Origin of the sequence: Aliiruegeria lutimaris, from assembly GCF_900099935.1 — a bacterium.
In the GTDB taxonomy this organism is placed as follows: domain Bacteria; phylum Pseudomonadota; class Alphaproteobacteria; order Rhodobacterales; family Rhodobacteraceae; genus Tropicimonas; species Tropicimonas lutimaris.
Map to the genome: position 1 here is coordinate 15,803 of NZ_FNEK01000018.1, position 24,528 is coordinate 40,330.

The 24,528-nt window shown below is 61.8% G+C and carries 22 protein-coding genes and 1 pseudogene; 12 read left to right on the top strand and 11 right to left on the bottom strand.

What is annotated here, in order from left to right; genetic code table 11:
- Nucleotides 1-241 precede the first annotated feature (241 nt).
- Both tgt and BLR85_RS10270 read right to left on the bottom strand, forming a co-directional pair.
- On the bottom strand, nt 242-1,372 hold the full coding sequence (tgt, locus tag BLR85_RS10265; RefSeq protein ID WP_093155026.1) for a tRNA guanosine(34) transglycosylase Tgt: 1,131 nt from the start codon (nt 1,370-1,372) through the stop codon (nt 242-244).
- A 248-nt stretch (nt 1,373-1,620) separates the two neighbouring features.
- Nucleotides 1,621-3,204 carry a putative bifunctional diguanylate cyclase/phosphodiesterase gene (locus BLR85_RS10270; RefSeq protein WP_170844524.1) on the bottom strand — a complete coding sequence of 528 codons (1,584 nt, stop codon included), beginning with the start codon at nt 3,202-3,204 and terminating at the stop codon, nt 1,621-1,623.
- A gap of 168 nt (nt 3,205-3,372) precedes the next feature.
- Between BLR85_RS10270 and BLR85_RS10275 the strand changes: the two genes are divergently transcribed.
- The 7 genes from BLR85_RS10275 to BLR85_RS10305 all read left to right on the top strand — a co-directional run bounded on the left by BLR85_RS10275 (nt 3,373) and on the right by BLR85_RS10305 (nt 10,502).
- Nucleotides 3,373-3,735, top strand: coding sequence for an SUF system Fe-S cluster assembly protein (locus BLR85_RS10275; RefSeq protein WP_093155224.1), 363 nt, complete (start codon nt 3,373-3,375; stop codon nt 3,733-3,735).
- Nucleotides 3,736-3,788: 53 nt separating this feature from the next.
- Complete coding sequence (locus BLR85_RS10280; protein WP_093155031.1) at nt 3,789-4,157, top strand: HesB/IscA family protein; 369 nt, start codon at nt 3,789-3,791, stop codon at nt 4,155-4,157.
- 276 nt (nt 4,158-4,433) lie between these two features.
- Nucleotides 4,434-5,183, top strand: coding sequence for a triose-phosphate isomerase (gene tpiA / locus BLR85_RS10285; protein ID WP_093155034.1), 750 nt, complete (start codon nt 4,434-4,436; stop codon nt 5,181-5,183).
- 392 nt (nt 5,184-5,575) lie between these two features.
- The gene (locus BLR85_RS10290) at nt 5,576-5,794 is read left to right on the top strand and encodes a hypothetical protein (RefSeq protein WP_093155037.1); all 219 of its coding nucleotides are present in this window, start codon (nt 5,576-5,578) and stop codon (nt 5,792-5,794) included.
- A gap of 971 nt (nt 5,795-6,765) precedes the next feature.
- The gene (locus BLR85_RS10295; protein WP_093155039.1) at nt 6,766-8,454 is read left to right on the top strand and encodes an ABC transporter permease; all 1,689 of its coding nucleotides are present in this window, start codon (nt 6,766-6,768) and stop codon (nt 8,452-8,454) included.
- Nucleotides 8,455-8,979: 525 nt separating this feature from the next.
- Nucleotides 8,980-9,705 carry an ABC transporter ATP-binding protein gene (locus tag BLR85_RS10300; protein WP_093155041.1) on the top strand — a complete coding sequence of 242 codons (726 nt, stop codon included), beginning with the start codon at nt 8,980-8,982 and terminating at the stop codon, nt 9,703-9,705.
- Complete coding sequence (locus tag BLR85_RS10305; RefSeq protein ID WP_093155044.1) at nt 9,702-10,502, top strand: ABC transporter permease; 801 nt, start codon at nt 9,702-9,704, stop codon at nt 10,500-10,502. The genes BLR85_RS10300 and BLR85_RS10305 overlap by 4 nt, the downstream gene beginning before the upstream one ends.
- A 7-nt stretch (nt 10,503-10,509) precedes the next feature.
- Here the strand turns inward: BLR85_RS10305 and BLR85_RS10310 are convergent, their stop codons facing one another.
- The 5 genes from BLR85_RS10310 to BLR85_RS10330 all read right to left on the bottom strand — a co-directional run bounded on the left by BLR85_RS10310 (nt 10,510) and on the right by BLR85_RS10330 (nt 15,048).
- Nucleotides 10,510-11,109 (bottom strand): ABC transporter ATP-binding protein, encoded by a 600-nt coding sequence (locus BLR85_RS10310; protein WP_093155047.1) that lies wholly within the window; start codon nt 11,107-11,109, stop codon nt 10,510-10,512.
- Nucleotides 11,106-11,873 (bottom strand): ABC transporter permease, encoded by a 768-nt coding sequence (locus tag BLR85_RS10315; protein WP_425284471.1) that lies wholly within the window; start codon nt 11,871-11,873, stop codon nt 11,106-11,108. The genes BLR85_RS10310 and BLR85_RS10315 overlap by 4 nt, the downstream gene beginning before the upstream one ends.
- Nucleotides 11,857-12,831 (bottom strand): ABC transporter substrate-binding protein, encoded by a 975-nt coding sequence (locus BLR85_RS10320; protein ID WP_212635058.1) that lies wholly within the window; start codon nt 12,829-12,831, stop codon nt 11,857-11,859. The genes BLR85_RS10315 and BLR85_RS10320 overlap by 17 nt, the downstream gene beginning before the upstream one ends.
- Nucleotides 12,832-12,914: 83 nt before the next feature.
- Nucleotides 12,915-14,072, bottom strand: a complete 1,158-nt coding sequence (locus BLR85_RS10325; protein WP_093155053.1) for a type 1 periplasmic-binding domain-containing protein — start codon at nt 14,070-14,072, stop codon at nt 12,915-12,917.
- Entirely contained in the window at nt 14,062-15,048 is a 987-nt protein-coding gene (locus BLR85_RS10330) for a PQQ-dependent catabolism-associated beta-propeller protein (protein ID WP_093155056.1), read from the bottom strand. Before BLR85_RS10330 ends, BLR85_RS10325 begins: the two co-directional genes overlap by 11 nt.
- 112 nt (nt 15,049-15,160) lie before the next feature.
- Here BLR85_RS10330 and BLR85_RS10335 point away from each other — a divergent pair, with 112 nt between their 5' ends.
- Both BLR85_RS10335 and BLR85_RS10340 read left to right on the top strand, forming a co-directional pair.
- A complete protein-coding gene (locus tag BLR85_RS10335; RefSeq protein WP_093155059.1) occupies nt 15,161-16,861 on the top strand; it encodes a pyrroloquinoline quinone-dependent dehydrogenase in 1,701 nt (566 codons plus the stop codon).
- A gap of 67 nt (nt 16,862-16,928) precedes the next feature.
- Nucleotides 16,929-17,522, top strand: a complete 594-nt coding sequence (locus BLR85_RS10340; protein WP_093155061.1) for a c-type cytochrome — start codon at nt 16,929-16,931, stop codon at nt 17,520-17,522.
- Between the two features lie 2 nt (nt 17,523-17,524).
- On the opposite strand, the gene BLR85_RS10345 is transcribed toward BLR85_RS10340, so the two are convergent.
- Nucleotides 17,525-18,439, bottom strand: a complete 915-nt coding sequence (locus BLR85_RS10345; protein ID WP_093155064.1) for an ankyrin repeat domain-containing protein — start codon at nt 18,437-18,439, stop codon at nt 17,525-17,527.
- Nucleotides 18,436-18,879, bottom strand: coding sequence for a cupredoxin domain-containing protein (locus BLR85_RS10350; RefSeq protein WP_244520685.1), 444 nt, complete (start codon nt 18,877-18,879; stop codon nt 18,436-18,438). The genes BLR85_RS10345 and BLR85_RS10350 overlap by 4 nt, the downstream gene beginning before the upstream one ends.
- 251 nt (nt 18,880-19,130) lie before the next feature.
- Here BLR85_RS10350 and BLR85_RS10355 point away from each other — a divergent pair, with 251 nt between their 5' ends.
- Complete coding sequence (locus BLR85_RS10355) at nt 19,131-19,556, top strand: hypothetical protein (RefSeq protein ID WP_139188355.1); 426 nt, start codon at nt 19,131-19,133, stop codon at nt 19,554-19,556.
- A 534-nt stretch (nt 19,557-20,090) separates the two neighbouring features.
- Here BLR85_RS10355 and BLR85_RS29830 read toward each other — a convergent pair.
- Nucleotides 20,091-20,321 (bottom strand): annotated as a pseudogene (locus tag BLR85_RS29830) (site-specific integrase); the annotation flags it as partial.
- Nucleotides 20,322-20,388: 67 nt separating this feature from the next.
- Nucleotides 20,389-22,491 (bottom strand): bifunctional rhamnulose-1-phosphate aldolase/short-chain dehydrogenase, encoded by a 2,103-nt coding sequence (locus BLR85_RS10365; RefSeq protein WP_093155070.1) that lies wholly within the window; start codon nt 22,489-22,491, stop codon nt 20,389-20,391.
- Between the two features lie 186 nt (nt 22,492-22,677).
- Here BLR85_RS10365 and BLR85_RS10370 point away from each other — a divergent pair, with 186 nt between their 5' ends.
- Together BLR85_RS10370 and rhaS are read left to right on the top strand one after the other, a co-directional pair.
- Nucleotides 22,678-23,484, top strand: a complete 807-nt coding sequence (locus BLR85_RS10370) for a DeoR/GlpR family DNA-binding transcription regulator (protein ID WP_093155073.1) — start codon at nt 22,678-22,680, stop codon at nt 23,482-23,484.
- A 47-nt stretch (nt 23,485-23,531) separates the two neighbouring features.
- A complete protein-coding gene (gene rhaS / locus BLR85_RS10375; protein WP_093155076.1) occupies nt 23,532-24,524 on the top strand; it encodes a rhamnose ABC transporter substrate-binding protein in 993 nt (330 codons plus the stop codon).
- Nucleotides 24,525-24,528: the final 4 nt, after the last annotated feature.

The window sequence follows — 24,528 nt, forward strand, 5'->3', positions numbered from 1 at the left end:
ACCTTTCAATCCGGCCCAATGTGCCCGTCCCTGCGAGCATGGGCAAGCCGCCAACGGGAAGCTGGCGCTGCGAATGTCGCGCGGGTCCGGCAAAGCACTGGAAAGGCTACATTCAATCTGCGTGCGCTGAAACGGCTCCGCACGCAACGACATCGCCTTGCGAAAAGCCCCGGGCCCCTGCGATCGGTGCATGGTCTGTGGCGACAAATGTCGGCGCGCCTGTCCCGGATCCGAACCGGAATCAGAGCGGCTCGATATCGCCCTGCGCCCGTTCCGCGTGGAAGCCCGCCTCCCAATCGGCAAAGCGCCCGGCAGAGATAGCCTCGCGCATCCCCTGCATAAGCTCCTGATAATAATGCAGGTTATGCCATGTCATCAGCATCGAGGAGATGATTTCATGCGCCCGGAACACGTGATGCAGGTAGGCACGCGAATATTTCTGGCAGGCCGGGCATGTGCAATACTCATTGAGCGGGCGCGGATCGTCCTGGTGACGGGCATTCTTGATGTTCACCACGCCGCGGCGCGTGAAGACCTGCCCCGTTCGCCCCGAGCGCGATGGCAGCACGCAATCCATCATGTCGATGCCGCGCTTTACCGCCCCGACGATATCGTCGGGTTTTCCAACGCCCATGAGATAGCGCGGCTTGTCCCGTGGCAGCATTTCGGGCGCAAAATCGAGCACGCCGAACATCGCCTCCTGGCCTTCGCCGACCGCGAGCCCGCCGATGGCGTATCCATCGAAGCCGATCGTCCGCAGCGCTTCGGCGCTTTCGGCGCGCAGATCCTGCTCCAATCCCCCTTGCTGGATGCCAAAGAGCGCGTGACCGGGGCGATCGCCGAATGCGTCCCGCGAGCGCTCCGCCCAACGCATGGAGAGCCGCATGCTCTCTTCGATCCGCGCGCGGTCCGCCGGAAGGGCCGGGCATTCGTCGAAACACATCACGATGTCGGAGCCCAGCAAACGCTGGATTTCCATGGACCGCTCGGGGGTCAGCATGTGTTTGCTGCCGTCGATATGAGATCGGAACTCGACCCCTTTCTCGGTCAGCTTGCGCAGATCGGTCAGGCTCATCACCTGGAATCCGCCCGAGTCCGTCAGGATGGGGCGCTCCCAGTTCATGAACCGATGCAACCCGCCAAGACGGTCGATCCGTTCCGCCGTTGGACGCAGCATCAGGTGATAGGTGTTCCCCAGCAGGATATCGGCGCCGGTCGCCCGAACGCTTTCCGGCAACATTGCCTTTACCGTCGCCGCGGTTCCTACGGGCATGAAAGCCGGTGTCCGGATGTCGCCTCGCGGCGTTCGGATCACGCCAGTGCGGGCCCGGTCATCTGTCGCTTGAAGTTCGAATGTGAATCTCTGTGTCATGGCGTTCCAATCTCAGAAGCGAGACAGGAGTGCAATCTCGGCCAGCAGCCCAGCCAGACAAAGGAGGGCTTTTCCGGCTCCGGGCGGCTCGTCCTCGCCCCTCACTCTTCCGCCCTTCGAGACGTCATTCTCTCGCCTCAGAAAGCCCGCCGACCATTTCCTTACCGGCCCTCAAGCCAGTCCTTACCGGCCCTCAAGCCAGCAATCCCGTCTCAGGCAAAGTCCGAACCTGCTGCTGGGCCTTGGGTCTAGCTTGCGACGGGCAAGGAGCGCAAAGTTGATCCACCACTGCAGCCCAGTTCACCTCCCAACTGCCCTGACTTGAGAAGTTCCGAAATTTCAGCGCCGGGCAACGGCCTTTCGAAAAGGAACCCCTGGCCAAGTTCGCAATTGAGGTCGGCAAGCAATTCGTAAGTCTCCTCAGTTTCGATCCCCTCCGCCGTCACGCTGAGATCAAGCGTGTCGGCAAGCGAAATGATCCCGGCAACGATCTTGGCCTTTTGCGCATCCTTCGTGACCTGCGTCACGAAACTGCGGTCGATCTTCAACTTGTCGAACGGCAGGCGGGAAAGCGTCGCAAGGCCGGAAAACCCGGTCCCGAAATCGTCCAGCGAAATCCGGATCCCGATCCAGCGAAGCCGCTCGATTGTCTCCCGAGCATATCCCAGATCCTCGATCACTGCCGACTCCGTGATCTCGATCTCAAGCCGCTCGGGCGGAAAGGACGTGTTGCGCAACACGGCGGAAATCGTCTCGGCCAACTCGCTGTCGCGGAACTGACGCGGCGAGAGATTGAAGGAAATGCTCAATTCCTCGGGCCATTCCCGAACCGTATTGCACGCCTGCCGGAGGATCAGCCAGCTGATCGCGTTGATCTGGCCGGTATCCTCTGCGAGGGCAATGAAACGCGTTGGCGGCACTTGCCCGAGACGGGGATGTTTCCACCGCGCAAGCACTTCGAAACCGACAAGCCGACGCTCCGAAATGTCGACGATGGGCTGAAAATACGGCACGATCTCCTCGGCCTCGATGGCCTCGGTCAGCTCAACCTCAAGCTCGGCCTCCTCGCGGAGCCTCTCGCCAAGATCGTCATCGAAGAAATTCAGCCGACCACGCCCTTCGCGCTTTGCACGATACATCGCCTGGTCGGCATGACGGAACAGCTGTTCCTCGTCGATTCCGGGGCTCCAGACCGCAATTCCAACAGATGTGCCGACCGTGATTTCTCCCCCTCCAATCTGGAACTTGGTCTTCAGGGCCGACAGGATCCGTCGGGCCAGCCCGGTCGCGGCATCGAAATTCTCGTTTTCCGGGATCACGACGGCGAACTCGTCGCCCCCAAGGCGGACCGGCACCTGCCCCCACTGGCAGACAGTCTTCAACCGCCTGGCCACTTCCTGCAGAATCTGGTCACCTACATCGTGACCGCGCAAATCGTTGATCGGCTTGAAACGGTCCAGATCCATCAGGAGAATTGACAGCGCGCCACCGCCGCCCTCGGCATCCTTGATCCGCTCTCGCATGATCTCCGCCATGGCGCGACGATTGTGCAGTCCTGTCAATGGATCGTGGCGCGCAATGTGCTGGGCGCGCTCTTCGGCCTTCTGTCGCGCCAGAAGGCTCTTGCGCAGTTTGGTATTGGAGATTGTCAGGATCACCGGCAGAGCCAAGCCCAGCAGGATCATGAAACTGAAGACCTCGTCGATATCCCACGTCTCGTGCGCCCGGCTGAAATTGAATACCAACTCGAACATTTCAATATGTCCGGCCATGAGCCAGCCGGCAATCAACAGAATGGCCCAAATCGCAAACCATGTTTTCTGCATGCCCATGGCAATGCCTCCAACCGAACACATCGCCATGAAAAGAGCCGTAATTCCTGTAGAAATGCCTAACGTCCGATTTTTCTTTCAACCGGCGCGCGAAACCGAACGCCTCTGGACGCTTGGGCAGGCATTTCTTATATAATCCCTCAACATTCCCCCAACCCTGGGCATATGATGAACTCTGACGCGACCCCCATGGAAGGCGAACCCCTAATTCGGCCCTCCGATACGGAACACCCGCTGCACGATTCTGTCGTGGAAGCCTGCCGCACCGTTTTCGATCCGGAAATCCCGGTAAACATCTATGATCTCGGGCTGATCTACACGATCAACATCAATCCGGAGTCCGAGGTGAAGGTGACCATGACGCTGACTGCGCCGGGCTGCCCGGTTGCCGGCGACATGCCGGGCTGGGTCGCCGAGGCGATCGAGCCGATCCCGGGCGTCAAGCATGTCGAGGTCGATCTGACCTGGGATCCGCCCTGGGGCATGGAGATGATGTCGGACGAGGCGCGGCTCGAGCTGGGCTTCATGTAGGAAACACAGATATCTGGCCGTTTCGTGGCCGGATGAGAGACAAGGACCGAGCAATGTTTTCCATTCCCGGCAAGCAGGCCGTTACCCTGACGCCGCGCGCAGCGGCCCAGATCGTCAAGCTGATGGTCAAGGATGGCCACCAGGGCCTTCGGCTCGGCGTGAAGAAGGGCGGTTGCGCCGGCATGGAATACACGCTCGAATTCTCCGACACGATCGACCCCAATGACGAGGTGGTCGAACAGGATGGCGCGCGTGTCATGATCGCGCCGATGGCGCAGATGTTCCTGTTCGGAACCGAGATCGATTACGAGGTCTCGCTGCTGGAAGCCGGGTTCAAGTTCCGCAATCCGAATGTCACGGAAGCCTGCGGTTGTGGCGAATCGATCAAGTTCGACGAGAGCCTGGGCGCGCCGAAACCCTGAGCTTCCCGTCCCCCGAAAGGGAACGCCGCGACCGGCACTGCCCCGCTCCCCCCTGGAGGGAATGACGCGTCTCCGATCGTGCGGCGCGTTGTGATACGGCCAATCCGAACACAACTGAAGACCATTGCATGTCCGGTGATAGCGGCTTCGCTGCGCACAAACCCGGTATGAAACCGCCGGGAAGGCATCATTTGGCCGCGCCCTGCAGGCCTTGACGCGCCCGCCCCCCGGCGTCAAGCAAGCGCCAACCAGAACGCCCAAACGGAGGGATTCCCCATGGCGCAGAAACTTGCTGCCGGCAACTGGAAGATGAATGGCACCGAGGCCTCCCTGGCCGAGATCGACGCGATGCTCGCCGCCTATCCCGATCCGGGCTGCGGCGTGCTGATCTGCCCGCCCGCCACCCTGCTCGAGCGGATGAGCAGGCGCATTGGCCGTGGCAAGATCGCCACCGGCGCGCAGGACTGCCACATGAATGCCAACGGCGCCCATACCGGCGACATCTCCGCCGAGATGATCAAGGATGCGGGCGGCGCCTACGCGATTGTCGGCCATTCCGAGCGCCGCACCGATCACGGCGAGACCAACGAGATCGTCAACGCCAAGGCGCAAGCCGCCATCGGCGCCGGCCTCGTGGCCGTTGTCTGCCTCGGCGAGACGCTGGAGCAGCGCGATGCCGGCGAGACGCTGGACCTCGTAGGCAGCCAGCTTGCCGGCTCGATCCCCGACGGCGCCACCGGCGAGAACCTCGTCGTCGCCTATGAGCCCGTCTGGGCCATCGGCACCGGCCGCATCCCGACGATGGAGCAGATCATCGAAGTGCATGACTTCATGCGCGCCCGCCTCGTCGAGCGCTTCGGCGCCGAGATCGGCAAGTCCATTTCCCTGCTCTACGGCGGCTCGGTGAAACCCTCCAACGCCGCCGAGATCTTCGCCGTCGAGAACGTGGACGGCGCCCTCGTCGGCGGCGCCTCCCTCAAGGCCGCCGATTTCGGCGCGATTATCGACGCGCTGCAAAACGCCTGATCAGACCGCGGCGGCTTCGAGGCACCAGCCCTCGAAGCCGCCCGGCAAACCACCCGAGCGGCGACACAGGTTGCCGCTCCCTTCGGCCGACCGCGAGTTCGCACCCGGCACAAGCCCACCGGCCCGGATCTTGTTGTCTCCGGTCCTATCCTCTCCTTTTCTAGAGATCCGCCAATCATCATCGGCGCGGCGAGTGACGGCGATGAACCGAGAGTACTGAATGCTGCGGTCAGAACGAATGTATCGTTTGCCGACTGAGCGGCTATCCAACCAGATTTTTCGAATGCCTGCTTCGGCGTGTCGCTCTCCCCTTTGATACAAATCATTGCGCCTTGGCGCCTCAAATCGAAATAATGTTTTAACTGCTCAGAAGGTTCTGTGGGGCGGAATGGGTGGTTGTTCTTTTCGAAAGAGGGGTCAGCGTTCAAACCCGAGGAGGCGAGGATGGCAAAGGCGGTGGAGAGGTTGCGGAACTGTTCGCGGTGAAGCCACCGAATTTGACAAATCTCGCGGCACGGGCGGATGGGAAGTTCCCGTTTTCTGATGTCTTTCATGTCATTATCCTGGGAATGGAAGCGCCGGGCCACGGCCCTTCGGAGATGCCGATTTGAGGCGACTTTTTCCTTTCCGATGCGTTGCAGGATCGTGGTGTCAGCAAGGCCGAAGCCATCTACATGGCCGCCGGTCGAGCGATGTCACTTGCCTATTACCTAGAGTCCATTCAGGAGTGACAGAGGATTTCTAGTTCTCTCTGCCTTGGGATAACCAAGTCGAGATTCCATCGATCCATGCAAGATCAACGAACTTCGAGTTTGCGGAGGAAGCAGTTGAGACACGAGCGCCGCTAGGTCTTGATCTTAAGGCGATCGCAGAGCGGTGTATCTTGAATCTTCGTTTGTGGGGACGCGACCGGCCTCTATCTTCAGATCGGTCCATTTCGTGATAGACTACGGTGACGACTTACAGTGAAAACGGATCATCCTCGGCGTGGAGGTGGCGACATCAATCAAGTGCCTTCTATGCCGTTGCCCCCACCAAAAGGACCTCCACACCCAATAGATAACATCGAGTGAGATCGGGAATTGATAGGTTGGATGGAAACTGTTTGTTGACGCTAGGTAAGTAGCCAGCAGTATAGATCAAATGCAGAGCAGGCGTTGCCCGAATTGACCTTAGGTCGGCCAAACGCAGGAAGCGGCCCTCTGGTGGACCAACAGTGAAGGGCAGCAAGGTCCGATGACCAGAACCTCCGCACGATCTTCAGCCCAACGGGTGGGCCAGTCTCCGGGATTGGTTGGCACAAACGCAAATAGGTCGTTCTTTCGGTCAATCCCCATAAAGGAACGACCGAAAAAGCGACTCAAGCGCCCATTTTCAACCGTTTCGACCGCCACCCCTACCGCAGCCGCTCCCCCAGGTACAAAAACGACCGGAATTTCGGTCGTTCCGGACCGAGCTTTGTGCCAATTCGACCGGTTTTTCGGTCGATAACCCGCCCGGTCCGCCCTGTCTCGGCGTCTCGCCCTCCCGCCGCACTATTTCCGATTTCCGCCCCGAACAAAGTCCGATAAAAACGCTCATCATGAGCTTGCGCCCCTTCGCCCTGGCCGAGCGATTTGCGACCGGCCTCCTGCGTGGAGGGGCGCTTTTCGTTGCGGCCCTATGTCTGCTGCCGATGCTGGCCGTGACCGTTGCTGCGACCCTCGGCTCGACCGACACCTTCCGGCACCTCGCCGACACCGTGCTCTGGACCTATTCCGCTACCACGTTGAAACTGGTGGTAATTGTCGCCCTGGGCACCGCCGCCATCGGCACCGGGTCGGCCTGGCTGGTGACGATGACGCGCTTTCCCGGCGCGCGCTTTTTCGAGATCGGCCTCGCCTTGCCCATGGCCTTCCCGGCCTATGTGATGGGCTATGCCTATACCGATTTCCTCGACCATCCCGGCGCAGTGCAAAGCCTGCTGCGCGACGTGACGGGCTGGGGACCGCGCGACTACTGGTTCCCCGAGATCCGCTCGGTCGAGGGCGCGGCTATCATGTTGATTCTGGTACTTTATCCTTACGTCTACCTGCTCGCCCGCGCCGCCTTCCTGCAGCAGAGCGCGACAGCCTTCCTTGCCGCCCGCGCGCTCGGGCGCGGGCCTTGGTACTCCTTCCTTCGGGTCTCCCTGCCGATGGCTCGGCCCGCGATTGCCGGCGGCGTTCTGCTGGCCGTGATGGAAACCATCGCCGATTACGGCACCGTCTCCTATTTCTCGGTCCAGACCTTCGCCACCGGCATCTACACCTCCTGGTTCACCATGGCCGACCGGGCGGCGGCTGCGCAGCTCGCACTATGCCTGCTGGCATTCGCCCTGCTGCTGGCGATCATGGAACGCATCCAGCGCGGCGCGGCACGCCACCACGGGGCCGGGAAACGTTTTGAGCGCCTGCCACCGACCCAGCTGACCGGGCTGCCCAAATGGGGTGCCATGGCGCTTTGCGGCCTTCCGGTGCTCTTCGGCTTCGCATTGCCCCTCGTCTTGCTCTTCCTGATGGGGATGAGTTCGGAGCAATCGCTCTTCTCCGAGCGCTACCTGCGCTTCACCCGCAACACGGTGATACTGGCCACGACGGCGGCCCTGCTGACGGTGCTCGGCGCGATCCTGATCGGCTTCCGGCAACGGCTCTGGCCCGGGCGGGTGTCGAGCCTTGCGGGGCATGTCTCGCGCGTAGGGTATGCCGTGCCCGGAGGCGTGATCGCCGTGGGCCTACTCGTGCCCTTCGCCGCGCTCGACAACAGGCTGGACGCATGGATGCGCGCCACATTCGACATCTCGACCGGCCTGCTCTTCACCGGCTCGATCTGGTTGCTGGTGATCGCCTACATGGTCCGTTTCATGGCCGCCGCGCTGAACGCCTATGACAGCGGCCTGGGGACGATCCACCCCAACGTGGATTCGGTGACCCGCACCCTCGGCAAGCCGCCGCTGGAAATGCTGCGTCGCGTGCATGTGCCGATCCTGCGGCCCTCGGTGCTCACGGCCCTGCTCATTGTCTTCGTAGACACAATGAAGGAGTTGCCTGCCACGCTCATCATGCGCCCCTTCAATTTCGACACGCTTGCCGTGCAGGCCCACCGGCTCGCCGCCGACGAACGGCTCGATGGCGCGGCGGTGCCGAGCCTCGTGCTGGTCGCGGTCGGCTTGCTGCCGGTGATCATCGTCTGCCGCAACCTCGGGGAACGGAAGTCGCGGGTATATGGGCCTGCGCCCGTGATGGTTGAGTAAAGCGAGAGGGGCTCGGGGCGCCCGGTGGCGATATTGGCAGTTGCTCCTACGGTGGTGTCCGGCCGCGCTCTGCGCAATCCTGCCGTTGGCAGGTCACGGCACCTCGCACACGCAGCATGGTTTCCGACCGTCGTGAACGGCCCCGTGCGGATGTTCAGATTGAGCCCAGAGAAAGTCCGCTTCCAAGCGCCGATTCAGCGGGACGACGCTGGCTTTCCTTCCCGCGATCGAAACGGAGAGTGGAACTCGGTAAACGATAGCGTTGCCTAGCCAAGTGTCCAACTGTCCCCCTGGTGTCGCAGTGGCGGTTGCGCCGGCTCTGGATGGGATCGATTAAACTCACGCAATGTGTTGGGAGCCTCCTAATCGCAGCGACCTGCGTCGAGGAGGAAACAACCAAGCGTGGACTGCCTCGGAAATGATGAAATGATTTTGAAGGTCAATGAGGTCCAGACAATGATATGTGGGCAGTGTGGCCCGTGGGGCCAAGGAGACGATCCTCGGACGCCATCGGAGTGATTGGGCATGTCGGTATTTGGACTCAAACTGGAGCATCTGAGCTTTGGATACGGTGCCGATCCGGTCTTGAAAGACGTCAGCTTCACAGTCGAACGAGGCAATTTCTGTGCGCTGTTGGGGCCGAACGGGGCAGGAAAGACCAGCCTGTTCTCGCTCCTGACCCGCTTGGCGACCACGTCCACCGGGCGCATCGAGATCGCGGGGATCGACCTTGGCACGTCGCCGCGTGCTGCACTGGCCAGGATGGGGATCGTATTCCAGCAGATGACACTGGACCTTGACCTCACAGTTCGTCGAAATCTGTCCTACTACGCCGCACTCCGGGGGCTTTCGGGGCGGGATGCAGAAAGAAGGATAGACGCGGCCCTGGAAAGGCTGGAACTCGGGGAAAAGTCCTCGGTGCGCGCTCGCGACCTCAATGGCGGCCACCGGCGCAGGACCGAGATAGCACGGTGCCTCCTGCACGACCCAGAGATCCTGCTTCTGGACGAACCAACGGTGGGGCTCGACCCCGCCAGCCGGGCCGCGATCACGGACCATGTCCACAGGCTCTGCGCCGACGAGGCCCTGACCGTGCTCTGGGCGACCCATCTGGTCGATGAGGTCCGGGCCGAGGACGACCTGGTCATCCTCCATCGGGGCGGCGTGCTGGCCCATGACACGGCCAGGCGGATCGCGGGTGGCCAAACCGTCGAGAAGGTCTTTCTGGACATGACAGCGGTGACATCGTGAAAGCCTATCTTGTCGCCCTGCGGGCCATTGTCGAACGCGAAGTCCTGCGGTTTGTCGCGCAGCGCGGTCGGTTTGTCTCTGCCCTTGTACGGCCGCTGGTGTGGCTGCTGGTGTTCGCCGCCGGATTCGGCTCCGCTCTCGGGCTCTCGATCATACCACCCTACAACACCTACGTGACCTACGAGGTCTACATCGTGCCCGGCCTGTGCGGAATGGTGCAGTTGTTCAATGGCATGCAGTCGTCTCTGAGCCTCGTGTACGATCGGGAAATGGGATCGATGCGGCTCCTGCTGACCAGTCCGCTTCCTCGCTGGTGGCTGCTGTTCTCCAAGCTCGCCGGCGGAACGGCGGTGTCGATCCTGCAAGTCTATGCATTTCTCGCGATTGCGGCGGCGTTCGGCATCGTGATGCCGCCAGCGGGATACCTACTGGTGCTGCCGGTCCTGTGTCTGACGGGCCTGATGCTCGGTGCCCTTGGGCTGGCCCTGTCAGCCACGATCCGGCAGCTCGAGAACTTTGCCGGCGTAATGAACTTCGTGATCTTTCCCGCGTTTTTCCTATCGTCGGCGCTCTACCCGCTCTGGAAAATGGCCGAAAGTTCGACGCTGCTCTACCGGATCTGTGCGGTCAATCCTTTCACCCACGCGGTCGAGGCGATCCGCTTCGCGCTCCATGGCCAGGCCAACCTGCCAGCGATCGGATGGACGCTCGTGGCGTTTGTGCTTTTTCTGGGGCTCGCGCTTCTGGGGTACGATCCGACGCGAGGCATATCGCGGAAACGCTCTGCGGGCGGCTGACGGACGGTCAGGGTGCCGGGTCTTCAAATACCGCTGGGCTTCCGGTCAATCGAACGATCCGGGTCGCGAGCCGCTGCGCTTCTTCCATTGCATGGGAGACAAAGACCGTCGCGATGGAGCGGGACGCAAGCAGGCTTTCGGTGAGCTCCAGCATCTCCTCGACCAGGGGTGCGTCGAGCGAGACAAAGGGTTCGTCCATCAGAAGCATGTCGGGCGCGGCCGAAAACGCGCGCGCAAGCGACAGCCTGCGCCGCTGGCCAAGCGAAAGTTGCCCGGGAAACCGATTTGCCAAGTCGCGCAGGCCGACTTCGCCAAGCGCTGCGCGGGCGGCGGCGTCGCTGACACCGTTGACAAGTGTCAGGTTCTGAAGAGCGCTCCGCCATGGCAGGAGGGCCGGTTCCTGAAACACCATTGCACAGTGCTCCGGGACCTGCACCTGCCCCTCGAATTCAGTGTCCAACCCGGCCAGAACTCTGAGAAGGGTCGTCTTGCCGACGCCCGACGGCCCGACGACGGCAAGGGTCTCTCCCTCGGAAATCTCGAAGCTCACGCGGCCAAGCACCTTTGTATCGCCGATGCTCTTGCTGTCGATGGAAACGGAGATCATGCGTGCCGCCAACGCGCGGCATGCGCTTCCCAAGGTCGGAGAAAGAGGGCTTCGATCACCAGCATTACTACGACGAAACTGAGCGCATAGGCCAACACCATGCCAACATCGAAAAGCTGGAAGTAGAGGTGGATCTTGAAGCCGATACCGTCACTTCGCCCGAGGAACTCGACCACGAGGACGATCTTCCAAATCAACGAGATCCCAGATCGCCCGGCCGAGGCGATGTACGGGCCAAGCTGTGGCAAGACAACATGCCGGAACCGGATCCACCGGCTCATCCGGAAGACGGTCGCGACATCGCTCAATTGGCGGTCGAGGGCGCGCGTTCCTTCACGGATGGTGACGACCACGGTCGGGATCTTGTTGATCGCCACGGCTGTGACCGCCGCGACTTCGTTCAGCCCGATCCAGAGGTAGCAGAGAACGATCGTCACCAGCGCCGGCAGATTGAGAAACGCGATCAGCCAAGGGTCAAGCCACTGGTCGGCGCCCTGGTTGCTGCCCATCAGGAGGCCGACAGCAATACCGACGGACATCGCGATGACAAATGCGAGCGCCACCCGGCGAAGAGTGGCTGCTAGATGGTGTATCAGGTCTCCACTTGCGAGTTCGGCCCCGACAAGCGGAAGCACGCGCCAGGGGCCGGGAAGTACCGTCGGGTCTCCATTGATCAGCGCGAGAGCCCACCAGCCGAGTACCATCGCCAGAATCGAGGTCGCGGTGACCGCGATGGACCCTGAACGATCAGCCGCCCACTTCAACGAATACACCCTCAGGCATGCTGGAGGACGAACCGATCAGGTCGGAACCGCCAAGCTCGCCCATCAATTCGAAAACGCGCGCCGCGCTGCCAAGGTCGACGTCCTGTCCGTCCGGTATGCCGGCTCGATACCCGGCTTTCAGCGCCTCGAACTCGGCGTCATTTGCAGCCGGCATCCGCGGACGTAAACGCTCCCAGGCGGACTCGTCGGAATTCAGCAGTACCTTCGCGGCGCGCGAGGCGGCTGCGAAGCCCGCGACAAGTTCGGGCTGGTCCCGGAGGGTTTCCCCCTTGAAGACGTAGCCCAGAAGCGGCATGTCCGGATCGATTCCGAGCGCCTCGGCCGCCTCAGCCACCGAGATTAGATCTGTCATGCCGGCCGCCCGCATTCGTGCCATGAAATGCCAATAGTTGATCGCCCCGTCCAATTCACCGCTGAGCGCTGACTTGTATATGAGGGGCGGAGCGCCGAAGACCTGTTCGGTCTCGCCTGCAAGGTCCATGCCATGGAACTTCTCGGCGTAGGCGCGCAGGATGATCCAGCTCTTGTCCAATGGGCCACCGGCGATTCCGATCTTACCCCCCTTGAGATCTTCGAGCGACTTGGCAGTACTACCCGCAGGCACCATCATGCCCCCGACCGCCTTGGAATAGGGCACGAAGACGAAATCCCGGCCCTCGGCCCTCTGGCGCGCCACCCAGATCCAGTCAGACACGATCACATCCGCTTCGCCGCCCTGAAACGCGACCTGCGACGCCGAGCCGCCAGCCATGCCCTGGACCTCCATGTCGAACCCCTGGGCCGCATCGAGCCCATAGTTATCGATGGTGTCGATCTCCCAGTTGACCGTTCCGGCTTCCATGACCGCGATCCGAAGCACCGGTGTATCGGCGTGGAGCGCGCCGGCGATTGCCATGAGTGACGCGAACATCGAAGCGATCAGGATCATTCTCGGCATTGTGTTCTCCATTCAAATTGCTTCGAAATCTATTGTGGTTCCCTGAGACTGGTTCATCTCGCCCCCCCGGGCAATGGTGTTCTTCATCGTCGACACGCGCTGTCCGCCCTGTCGGCACCCAGGGTGTCGAGCGTATCGAACTGGTGTTCGAAGCCCCTGACCGGTGCGACCGCGATGACCGCGTTGGGTGTTGCAAGCAGGATCGGCTGCCGCAACTGGCCATCCCAGTCGCGGAGGTTCCCGCGTACGCCCTTGTAGAGATCCACGGACAAATCTGCCCCCCGAAGTGCCCGGTGGACAGCGGCGCGGTCGGCCGACTGGGCCTGCACTACGGCCTCGGTGACGATCTTGACGGCGACCCAGGCGGCCCAGTCCTCCGAGGTCATGTCGCGATCCGCCTGGCGCCGGAACCGCTGGTTCAGTTGCGGCGCCCCGTAGCGTTCGAATGTCCAGTGCCACGCACGCGGCACCAGTCCCTCTGATCCGATCACGGGGCGTGGCGAATAGGTCGCGAAGGGCAGATAGCGCCCGAAATCACCCAGATCATCGATCAGCCACACCACGTCGTATCGAACGCCGCCCGTCAGGAGCGCGATGTTGCTCTTGTCGCGGAGACGGGGATCGTTGGTCAACTCGAAGGCCCGTTCATCGACGATCTTGAGACCGAACTTGGTGGTGGATTGCCTGGCCGCCGCCGTCTGTTCCGCATCCGCATCCGTCGTTCCATGAATCAAGAGCACGTCGGTCCAACCGAGTGCCCGCATGTATTGGGCCAGCGCATCGCTCAGCATCGCGTGAGAAGGAGGAGTGTGCAGGAGTCCCGGGGCGCAGTCCTTGCCACGCCAGCGGCCGGACCGATCCCTAATGTTGATGAAAAGATCGTCCGTACCGGTGGCGGACAGAACCTGGACCATGCTTTCGGGCGGAAGATCGATCAGGATCGCGAGCGGTTGCGAGGTTTGAGCGTCGGTAAGCGCCTCGGAAAGCGTCTCGGGTGAGGCGATCACCTCGTCCAGCTCGAACGTCAGTCCCAGGGCTCGGCCTAGCACGCGCGTGTCCCGAAATCCGAGCCGTATCCCTTCGAGCGGCCGCTCTCGATCTCGCAACGAGAGCCCGGTGTAGAGCGGTTGCGGCTCGTAGTGAGGATCGCCCTCGACACCGAGATAGACCATTCGGGCGACATCCTGCGCGACCGCAGGACAGGTGAGTACGAACAGGAGTGCGAGAGCCCTAACGATCATCGATCAGAATGTCGTAGGGCACGCGGCCGACCGGGATCGAGGTGATTGGTTTCAGGCTCTTGGTGTCGACGACCGTGACATCATCGGAAAGCCCATTGGCGACGTAGAGACGCGACTCGTTGGCGGTCAGGGCAAGGCCCCAGGCGCGGCTGCCCACGAGCACATAGTCGATCACTTTCCGACTCGGGACCTCGACGACTGCAACATGGTTGGCACGGCCAAGCGCAACATAAGCGCGTTGCCCGTCCGCGGTGATTACAAGGTCCACCGGCGTCACCTGTTCCGGGCGGAACCCGGTTGGCAGGAAGGGAATGTCGCCGACGAGCTTCAGGGTCTCGACGTCGATGATATTAACGATGCCGGCGAGTTCGGCCGACACCCAGAGTTCCTTTTCGTCCGGGGTCAGGGCGAACCTTCTCGGGCGGGTGTCGACAAGAATGTCGGCGATCACGGCATCCGCTTCGAGATCAATCACATGGACCAGGTTAGCAGCCTCGGACGCGACGAATACCAGGCGCCCATCCGACGTGACCTGAACGCCTTCGGGTTCTTCTCCGGTCAGGTACTCGGCCAGGAACTCTCCTGTCTCCACGTCGTAGACAGACGCCGCCGCATCTTCCTCGTTGGAGACGATCAACCGGCGTCCATCCGGGTGAAGGTCAAATGTCTCGGGCGCTGGTACGCCACGGATTCGCCCGACGAGTTCCAGCGACTCGGTGTCGTAGATCGCGATCATGTCGTCATCCGCGCAGCCCAGGAAGAACCTCGTATGGTCAGAATCGAAATGGATGCCTCGGGGACGCGCGCAGGTCTCGACGGTTTTGACGACGTTCAGGTCGGGGGACAGAATGGTAAGATTGTCCCCGCGCTCATTGGGAACGATCGCATAGCCCGACTGCGCAGAGGCCGGCCCAGCTGCCGCTGGGAGCAAGAGCGTGCCCATCACCATGGCGGGGATGAAGAATCCGGATGACATCCAACCACTCTATTTTTTTTTCCGAAGTTGCGTTACGTTAGGTAAATATGTTGCGTTACGTTAGGTAAAATAGAAACAAAAATCCACAACGATAACCTTGGGAGGACACAGTATGTTTAACAGATCGGCAACGGCTGCGCTTTGTGTTGCGGCAACGTGTGTTTCGGGTGCAGCGAACGCCCAGGAGGAAACCTCGGCAAGTACGCTCTACGGCGATTTGCAGTCGGTCACGCAGAACATGCTGTCGCGTGCAGCGGGTGACGGAAACAACTTCCTTCACACCAACGGCAACTACGAACAGACCCGGTATTACCCTGCTAGCCAGATTAACACCGGCAACGTGAAGAATCTTCGCCCGGCCTGGATCTTCCAGACTGAGATCGTGGACACGATGGAAACCTCGCCGATCGTCGTGAACGGCATCATGTATGTCACCACGGCGTTCAACCACGTTTACGCGCTGGATGCGCGTACCGGCAAACAGATCTGGCACCACAAGCACGCCATGGGTCCGGTCACGACCTATTGCTGCGGGCCGAACAACCGCGGCGTGGCCGTTTCCGGCGACAAGGTCTTCATGGGCACGCTGGACGCCAAGCTGGTGGCGCTCGATGCCAAAACCGGTAAACAGCTCTGGGAAACCCAGATCGCCGAGGCCGAGCTTGGCTATTCAGAAACCATGGCGCCCAGCGTCGTCGAGAACATGGTGCTAATCGGCACCAACGGCGGTGAGTATGGCATCCGCGGCTTCGTGAAGGCTTTCGATACCGAGACCGGTGAAGAAATATGGACATTCCACACGATCCCCGAGGATTCGGTTGGTGTCTGGGCAACGCACGATGCCACCGGCCGCGACATGCTGCGCGACATCGAGGCGGAGAAGGCGGCGCTCGCCGAGATGGGCGACCCCTACGAGACTCTTGGCGGTGGCGTCTGGCAGAACCCGGCGGTCGATCTCGACACGCGCCGGATCTACTTCGTAGTGGGCAACCCGTCGCCCGACCTCGACGGCAGCCTGCGCCCCGGCGACAACCTTTACACCGACAGTCTGGTTGCGGTCGACTTGGATACCGGTGAGTATGTCTGCCACTTCCAGTATATCGCGCATGACGTATGGGACCTCGACGCGGTCTCCCCCCCGATCATCACCACCGTCGCGGATGCCGGCGGCAATGACGTGAAAGGCGTGCTGCATGCCGGCAAGACCGGCCATGTCTATGTCCACAACGCCGAAGACTGCTCGATGATCCGATTCTCCGAAGCGATGGTCCCACAGGAGAACATGTGGGTTCTGCCGACGGCCGAAGGGGCTCGGATGCTGCCAGGCGCGAACGGTGGTGTCGAGTGGTCGCCGATGGCAATCGACCCGAACCACCGTCTGAGCTATGCGATCAACCTACATCAGCCGATGACCTACACCGTGAAATCCACGCCCTATCCCGAGGGCAAGCTCTGGCTCGGTGGCTCGTTCGACGTGATCCCGGAAGAAGAGCAATGGGGCAACGTCACCGCGGTCGACTACGATACCGGTGATATCGCCTGGCAGGTGCGGACTGCGGAGCCGATGATCGGCGGCATCCTCGCGACAGCCGGCGGCCTTGTCTTCACGGGTGAAGGCAACGGCCTCTTCAAGGCCTTCGATAGCTCCAACGGTGCAGAACTGTGGCGCTTCCAGGCAGGTGCCGGCGTGAACGCGCCTCCGTCCAGCTACACGGTCGAGGGCCAGCAGTACGTAGTCGTCGCCGCAGGCGGCAATGCGCAACTCAACTTCAAGCGCGGCAACAACATCATTGCCTTCACGCTTGCCGACTGAGGACGTAACAGACTGACGTAAAGGGCGGGCTGCGCAGTCCGCCCTTTGCTTGCATGGAGACCCGCACATGAGACTGCCCTTTGTTACGTTGGCATGGACCCTTGCCGCACTGGCGCCAACCCTTTCCGCGACGCCTTCCATCGCGAAAGACGACTTCGTCCTTGAGGACGAGGTCGCGCTTTGCATGAGTTGTCATGGCGAAGACGGCATCCCGATCGAGCCGGAATACCCAGTCATCTGGGGACAGGAATACTTCTACATCTACACCCAGCTTCGCGATTACGGGGCCGGGCGACGCGAGAACGACACCATGTCGGCGATCGCTGCCGAGTATGACCGCGACCAGGCGAAGCTTCTGGCCGAGCATTTCGCGGCATTACCCTGGCCCGAACTTCCGGTAGTGTATCAAGAGGGTGATCAACAGTTGGCCGAGAAGGGCATCACCCGCGGGCAGTGCAGCGCGTGTCACGGGAAATGGCAGGGCGACAGCAGGATTCCCAGGATCGCGGGGCAGCAGCCGCACTACTTAAGCCAGACCATGCACGACTTCAAGAACGATGTGCGCATGAACGCCCCCGATCTGAACAGCACGATGAAACAACTCGACGACGAGACGATCGCCGCCCTGTCGCGCTATTTCACGACCATAAACGTGCAGTAGGGTCAGGGCTGCCTAAGCGCAGCGCGGATCTCGTCGGTAGCGGCGAAGTCCGCGGCGCTCGCATTGGATCTGTCCCGAAGGCCCGGATTGGCGCCCGCACCCAACAGGAACTCGACCATCTTGCCGTGCCCGCGTTCGGCGGCGATCATCAGCGCCGTGCGCCCCCTGTCGTCCTGCCGATCGATCCCGGCGCCAGCTTCGAGCAAGAACTCTGCCACAGCGCGCCCGTCCTCGGCCGGGGCATCGTTTGCGTGGCCGGCGGCCCACATCAAGGCAGTGAGGTCGTGGCCCCAGGTCCGGTCCGGGTCCGCGCCGGCTTCCAGAAGCGCCTCGATTATCGAGGGGAAAGCGCGACCCGCGGCATAGACCAGCGCGCCCTTTCCGTGGCGGTCCTCGACATCGGGCGCACCGCCCGCTTCGAGCAGCGCCGTCAGCATTCGGCGGTCACCCTCGAAAGCCGCGGCCATGACCGGCGTGATCCCCTCGCGGTTTGCAACGTTCACGTCGGCACCGGCGGCGATCAGGTCGGAGACCATGCGCCGGCGGCCCTCCTGCACGGCGGCCAGCAAAGGCGTCGTGCCCCCGAGGTTCGGATGATCAAGCTCGGCCCCGAGCTCCAGCAAGGTCGCAACGATCTCCCGCGCTCCGCGCGCCGCCGCCACGTTCAGTGGTGTGCCGCCGAAGCGGTTGCGCGCCTCGACTGAGGCACCCATCTCCAAAAGCACCGTCGCAGTCTCGGGGCAGTCCAGTGCAGCGGCTTCGAAGAGCGCATCGCTCAGGATCCTGCCTTCGAGGTTCGCGGGCGACTGGGCGATACGGGTTTCGAGCGCTTCACAGACGGGCGTGACAGGCTGGCCCTGAAGGCTTCCGGGTGCGGTGGCAAGAAGTGCGAGGCCAAGCAGTGCGGTCCTGATCATCGAACGATGAAGACGCCGCTGAACCCCTGTGTATCGAGCCCCTCGACAAAGAAGGGGTACTCGCCCGGGCGTTGGGGAATAAACCAGATGTCGATCTCGCCTTCGTCGTCGAATTCGACGGCGTGCAACCCGAATGGCTTGACCTCCTTGTCCTCGATCACGACCTGGTCGATCCAGCTTTCGCGAAAGAGACCCGGCGCGAGTAGCTTGTATTCCTCAAGACCGTCACTCTCGATCCGCCAACGGTAATAGACCCCGGTTTCAATCTCGTACTGCGTGACCGAGAAGCCGGTCGAGGCGTTCAGGACGAGCGGCTCTATGCGTTCAGCCCGGCGCGTCTTGTCACCCTCGGCGGCGATCGGCTGCGCAAGCGAGACAAACAACGTGGACAGCAAGAGTGAGTTGGATCTTCCCGGCATCTGTTCGTCGGCCTCCCCCATGATTTCCTGCCCTCGTCCTGAGGCTAACACCGGGTCGAGACACAAGGCAATCATGCTCGCGCATTGACCTTTCGAGGGCGAGCCACAACCTAACAGCCATGAGGCGTTGCTTTCACCTGCTTGCGGCATTGGTCGTAGTCAACTTCCTCGCGACCAACAATGCGCGGGCGCTCTCGCCAGACGACCTGCCGCCGCCGTTCGATGAGGAGATTTACCTCATCGAGCGCTACTGGACATGGTTGAAGGCGGAGGTGAATGCGCCCCTTTCTGTTTTATGGCCCAGGATCGAGATCGAACCCTTGCCGAAGACAGTCCGCATGGCGTTTGTGTTTCCAACCGAAGCTGCGCCTTGGCAAGAGACGCGGATCGTCATTTCGCCAAGGACCGTCGATCGTGCCGCCGGACCCGATCGGCCGGCTGGCATCGGCGAACTCGCCCATGAAGTGGTGCATTACATTCTGGTGCTTTCCGAGAATGTCTGGGATGCAGAGGCGGATGTCCTGCGAAACGACAGGCTGCACCACTGCGACCACGAGTTCATGCGGCTTTCCCGGAAGGTTTCTTACTTCATTTGGGAAGTTTATCATTCAAACGACGCCGTCAGATCCGTTCACCGCATGGTAAATCTCGCGTGCTGGCGTGATTGCCACACGATCGCGGATGACAGAGGCCGGTAAGCCGGTGCCATGGTCCTGCATGGCTGCGGGCGCCGGCCTGCCACAGCCGGACCAGCGGTTCGGTTCTCACGCCCGCATTCCCATCGCGCAAATCCCACCGCCATTGCAGTGCCGCTCACGATGCGTTCCGCCAAGGGTGTTACCTTGGGAGGGGGCAGCGCCAGCCTCGACCTGTCCGGGCGCGCTGATGAGTCCCGCTGCAAATTGGCGCGCTTCGGGGCCGATTTAGCTTGGCCGTTCAAATTCGGAATTATGCAAGTTCCGATACTCTGACCGGTACATCGGGCGGCGGCCTGTTTCATTGCCCTTCCAATGACCAGGCGCGACCAAAGGTAGTTCCCGCCTTGGCAGATTGGGAAATAAGCGGACGGTGGCACGGGTAGCAACGAATGGCGGCTTGCCGCCCTTCTTGACCGATGCCGCGAAGGCGTCGTCTCCTATTTCTCCATCGCAGCGAACGGCCGCTAGGTCGGCAAAGTCGACTCGCAAAACGGCGGGACCTGATAGGCCGATCGGATCGACCGGCCCAACTCGTCAGATCTCGACGGACTCGGCGATTGAGAGTGCATCCTCCAAATCGACACCGGCATAACGGACAGTACTGCCCATTTTCATGTGTCCCAGTAGGAGTTGCACCGCTCGCAGGTTGCCAGTTCTGCAATATATCTGAGCAACCCTGTTTCGAAGTATCGAATGCGTTCCGTACGAAGTGAGGTCCAGCCAGATTGACTGGACCCATTTTCGAACCAGGCGAGCATACTGGCTTTGCGCAACCCATTTCTTATCCGTTGGAATCATGGCTGGGCGGGGCTTGCGCGGCTGCGGTTGTTCTTTAGCGGGTGAACGACTGCACGTTTCCGGCATCCACGTTGATGATATTGCCTGTGGACTTGGCAGATGCCTCAGACACCAGGAAATACGTAGCTTCGGCGATGTCCTCGGGCAGGACCGAACGCTTGAGCAGGGAGCGTTGGCGGTACATCTCCTCAAGGCCATCCTTGTCGGTCTTGTAGGTGCTGGCGCGCTGGTCGAGCCACTCGCCGGACCAGATGCGCGAGCCGCGCAGCACCGCGTCGGGATTGACCACGTTGACCCGGATGCCCTCGGGAGCCCCTTCGAGCGCAAGGCAGCGGGCGAGGTGGATCTCGCTGGCCTTGGCGGTGCAATAGGCCGACGCGTTGGGGGAGGCTGCGAGGCCGTTCTTGGAGGCCACGAAGACCACGGCACCGCCGATGGATTGCACCTTCATAAGTTTGAAGGCGGCGCGCGAGACAAGGAAGTAACCGGTCGACAGGATCGACATGTTGCGGTTCCACAGCTCGAGGCTGGTGTCCTCGATCGGGGCGGACGATGCGATGCCGGCATTCGATACCAGCAGGTCCACGCCGCCAAATTCGCGAGCGGCGGTGGCAAAGGCCGCGTCCACGGCGGCTTCGTCGGTCACGTCGAGCGTCACGGCCCGGACGACGTCGGCGGAGTGGCGCGCCGCCAGCGCGGCCCGGGTTTCTTCCAGCGCGTCCTGGGCGATGTCGGCCAGGACCACGCAGGCGCCCTCGCGCAGGAACCGCTCCGCGGTGGCCGAGCCAATTCCGCCCGCCGCCCCGGTCACAAGTGCCACCCGACCGGCCAGCGGTTTCGGTTTCGGCATCCGCTGCAGCTTTGCTTCCTCGAGCAGCCAGTACTCGATGTCGAAGGCCTCCTGTTCCGGAAGGCCGCGATACTCCGAGACCGCCGAGGCACCGCGCATCACGTTGATCGCGTTGACATAGAACTCGCCCGAGATGCGCGCCGTCGCCTTGTCCTTGGCGAAGGTGATCATTCCGACGCCGGGCACCAGATACACCACCGCGTTGGGGTCGCGCATGGCCGGGCTGGTGTCACGCTTGCAGCGCTCGTAATAGGCGGCGTAATTCTCCCGATAGGTGGCAACCGACGCGTCCAAACCGTCGAGCAAGGCGGCCACATCCGGTGCGGCGGGATCGAAATCCACCACCAGGGGGCAGATCTTGGTGCGCAGGAAGTGATCGGGGCAGCTTGTCCCGAGCGCGGCGAGCGCTGGCATGTCCGCCGCGTTCACGAAGTCGAGCACCGCTGGCTGGTCGTCGAAATGGCCAACCATGTGCTGGGCGCCGGAGACCATGCCGCGGATGGCGGGCATCAGCTCGGAGGCGACGGCGGCGCGGGCTTCGGGCGCAAGCGCCGTGTGGATTGCACCGCCGAAAGCCGGCTTGCCGGCTGTCCTCGCGTCGAACCACGTGATGGCGCGATTGATCGTTTCAATCGTCAGCGCGTAGCAGTCCAGCGCAGTATCCGCCCATGTGAACAGCCCGTGGGATTCGAGGATGACGCCCTTGGCTTCCGGATTCCGCAGGCAGAAATCTTCCAGCCAGAGGCCAAGCTCGTACCCCGGCCGCTTCCACGGCAGCCAGCCGATCTCACCGCCAAAGATTTCCTGGGTGATCGCCTCGGACCCGGCCGAGGCGGCAATCGCGATGATGGCGTCCGGGTGGACGTGATCGACATGGCGCCTTGGCACATAGGCGTGCAACGGCGTGTCGATGGAGGCGGCGCGCGGGTTCAGGTTGAAGGTGCAATGGGGCAAGTAGCTCACCATTTCGTCCTCATGCTCAGCTCCGCGATACAGCCCCTTGAGCGCTTCAAGTTTGTCCATGTAGAGCGTGGAGAACCCGGCGCGTTCAATGGAGCCGAGATCACCGCCGGACCCTTTGACCCAGAGGACCTCGCAGCTCTGCCCGGTCAACGGGTCGGTCTCGGTGATCTTGGCCGAGGTGTTTCCACCGCCATAATTGGTCACGCGCTTATCAGAACCAAGCAGGTTTGACCGGTAGACCAGGCGGTCCGATTCGCTCATCCCGTCGGCGCGGGCTGCGTCCCATCGATTGCTCAGAAGGGTGTTTTCGGCTTTTATTGTCATGTGTTCTGCTCCTCCCAAGAGCGCGCGAAGTCTGTCAAAGCTGTGACAAGGCTGATAATCTATCCACTCAAAGTCAATCAATAATGATCACCACCGGACCAAAGTACTCAAAACTAGCGAATTGATGATTGAAAATGATTGACAGTGAGTGTTTGAGGGATCAACGTCTACGATAAGGAGGACGCAATGCTCGAGTCGGAACGCCACAGGGTCATTCTATCGGCTGTCCAGGACAGGCCGGTGGTCACCGTGGCAGATCTGTGCACCCTGACCGGGGCATCTGAAGCAACGGTTCGCCGCGATATCGCGGCATTGCACATGCAAAAGAAATTGCGCCGGGTGCGTGGTGGAGCCGAAGCGATTGCCCCGCCGAAATTCGTCGGGCTCGCCGGGCATCCATTTGCCATGAACCAGACCCGCAAGATCGCCGAGAAGCAGGCGATTGCGCTGGCCGCGGCGGAGCTCTGCGAGGATGGCGAGTCCATCATCATCAATGGCGGGACGACGACCTTCCAGATGGTGCACCCGCTGGCCAATCGCCGGCTGCAGGTTTTCACCAACAGCTTTCCGATCGCCGAGCACCTGCTGAAGAATTCCAAGAACACGGTGATGGTGCCGGGCGGCGTGATCTATCGCGAGCAGAACATCATCCTGTCGCCTTTCGACAATGACGTATCGAGCAACTTCTATGCCCGGCGCATGTTCATGGGCATCCACGGGATCGGGCGGCTTGGTCTTATGGAGGAAGACCCGCTGCTGATCCAGGCCGAACAGAAACTGATCGGTCAGGCTGATGAGTTGGTGGTTCTGGCTGACTCGTCCAAGTTCCGCAACCGCTCGAGCCTCGTGCTCTGCCCGCTGGAACGGATCGACACCGTGATTACCGATGACGGCATCGACGACGAGAGCGCCACGCTGCTGGAAGCAGCCGGTGTTCGGTTGATCGTCGCCACGGTTGACGCGCAACGCAATACCACCTCGCAGGCCGGGTAAAGGCCGGGCTGCGGGCAGGATACCAACGCTCAAGGGAGGAAACCATAATGAGCATCTTCAAGAAGGCCCTGACCACAGCCACGATTGCCACGACCCTGTTCGCCGGGGCCGCGCAGGCCGACGACATGCGCATCGCGCTCGTCGTCAAGGCGCTCGGCATCGGCTTCTTCGAGGCCGCCGCGAAAGGCGCCGAGGAAGCGGCCGCCGAGCTTGGCGGCGTCGAGATCATCTATACCGGCCCGACCGACACCACCGCCGAGGGGCAGATCGAGGTGATCAACTCGCTGATCGCCCAGCAGGTCGACGCGATTGCCGTCTCCGCCAATGATACCGACGCGCTTGTGCCGACGCTCAAGAAGGCCATGCAGCGCGGGATCACCGTGATCTCCTGGGATTCCGGTGTCGCCGAAGACGGCCGCCAGCTTCACCTCAATCCGTCGTCGAACTCGCTGATCGGCAACATGATCATCAAGCTGGCCGCCGACCATATGCCCGACGGTGGCGATGTGGCCGTGCTGTCCGCCACCACGACCTCGACCAACCAGAACATCTGGATCGAGGAAATGACCAAGGTCCTGCCGAACTACCCCGGCATCAACGTCGTGGCGACCGTCTACGGCGACGACCTTGCCGACAAATCCTATCGTGAGGCAACCGGTCTGATGCAGACCTACCCCGACCTGAAGGCGATTATCGCACCGACCTCCGTGGGCATCGTAGCCGCCGCGCAGGCCGTGGTGGATGCCGGCAAGGTGGGCCAGGTCAACGTGACCGGTCTGGGCCTTCCGTCGGAAATGGCGGGCGCCATTGAATCGGGTGCTTCCAAGTCCTTCGCGATCTGGAACCCGATCGACCTCGGCTATTCCGCAGCCATGCTGGCGCACGCGCTTGCTTCCGGCGAGGCTGAAGCCGGTCCGGGCGCCGAGATCCCGATGGGCCGCATGGGCAAGCTGAAGCTCGACGAGAATACCAACGGCGCGATGGCAGACCCGTTCGTCTACGACGCCTCCAATATCGAAGAGTTCAAGAGCATCTTCTGATCCT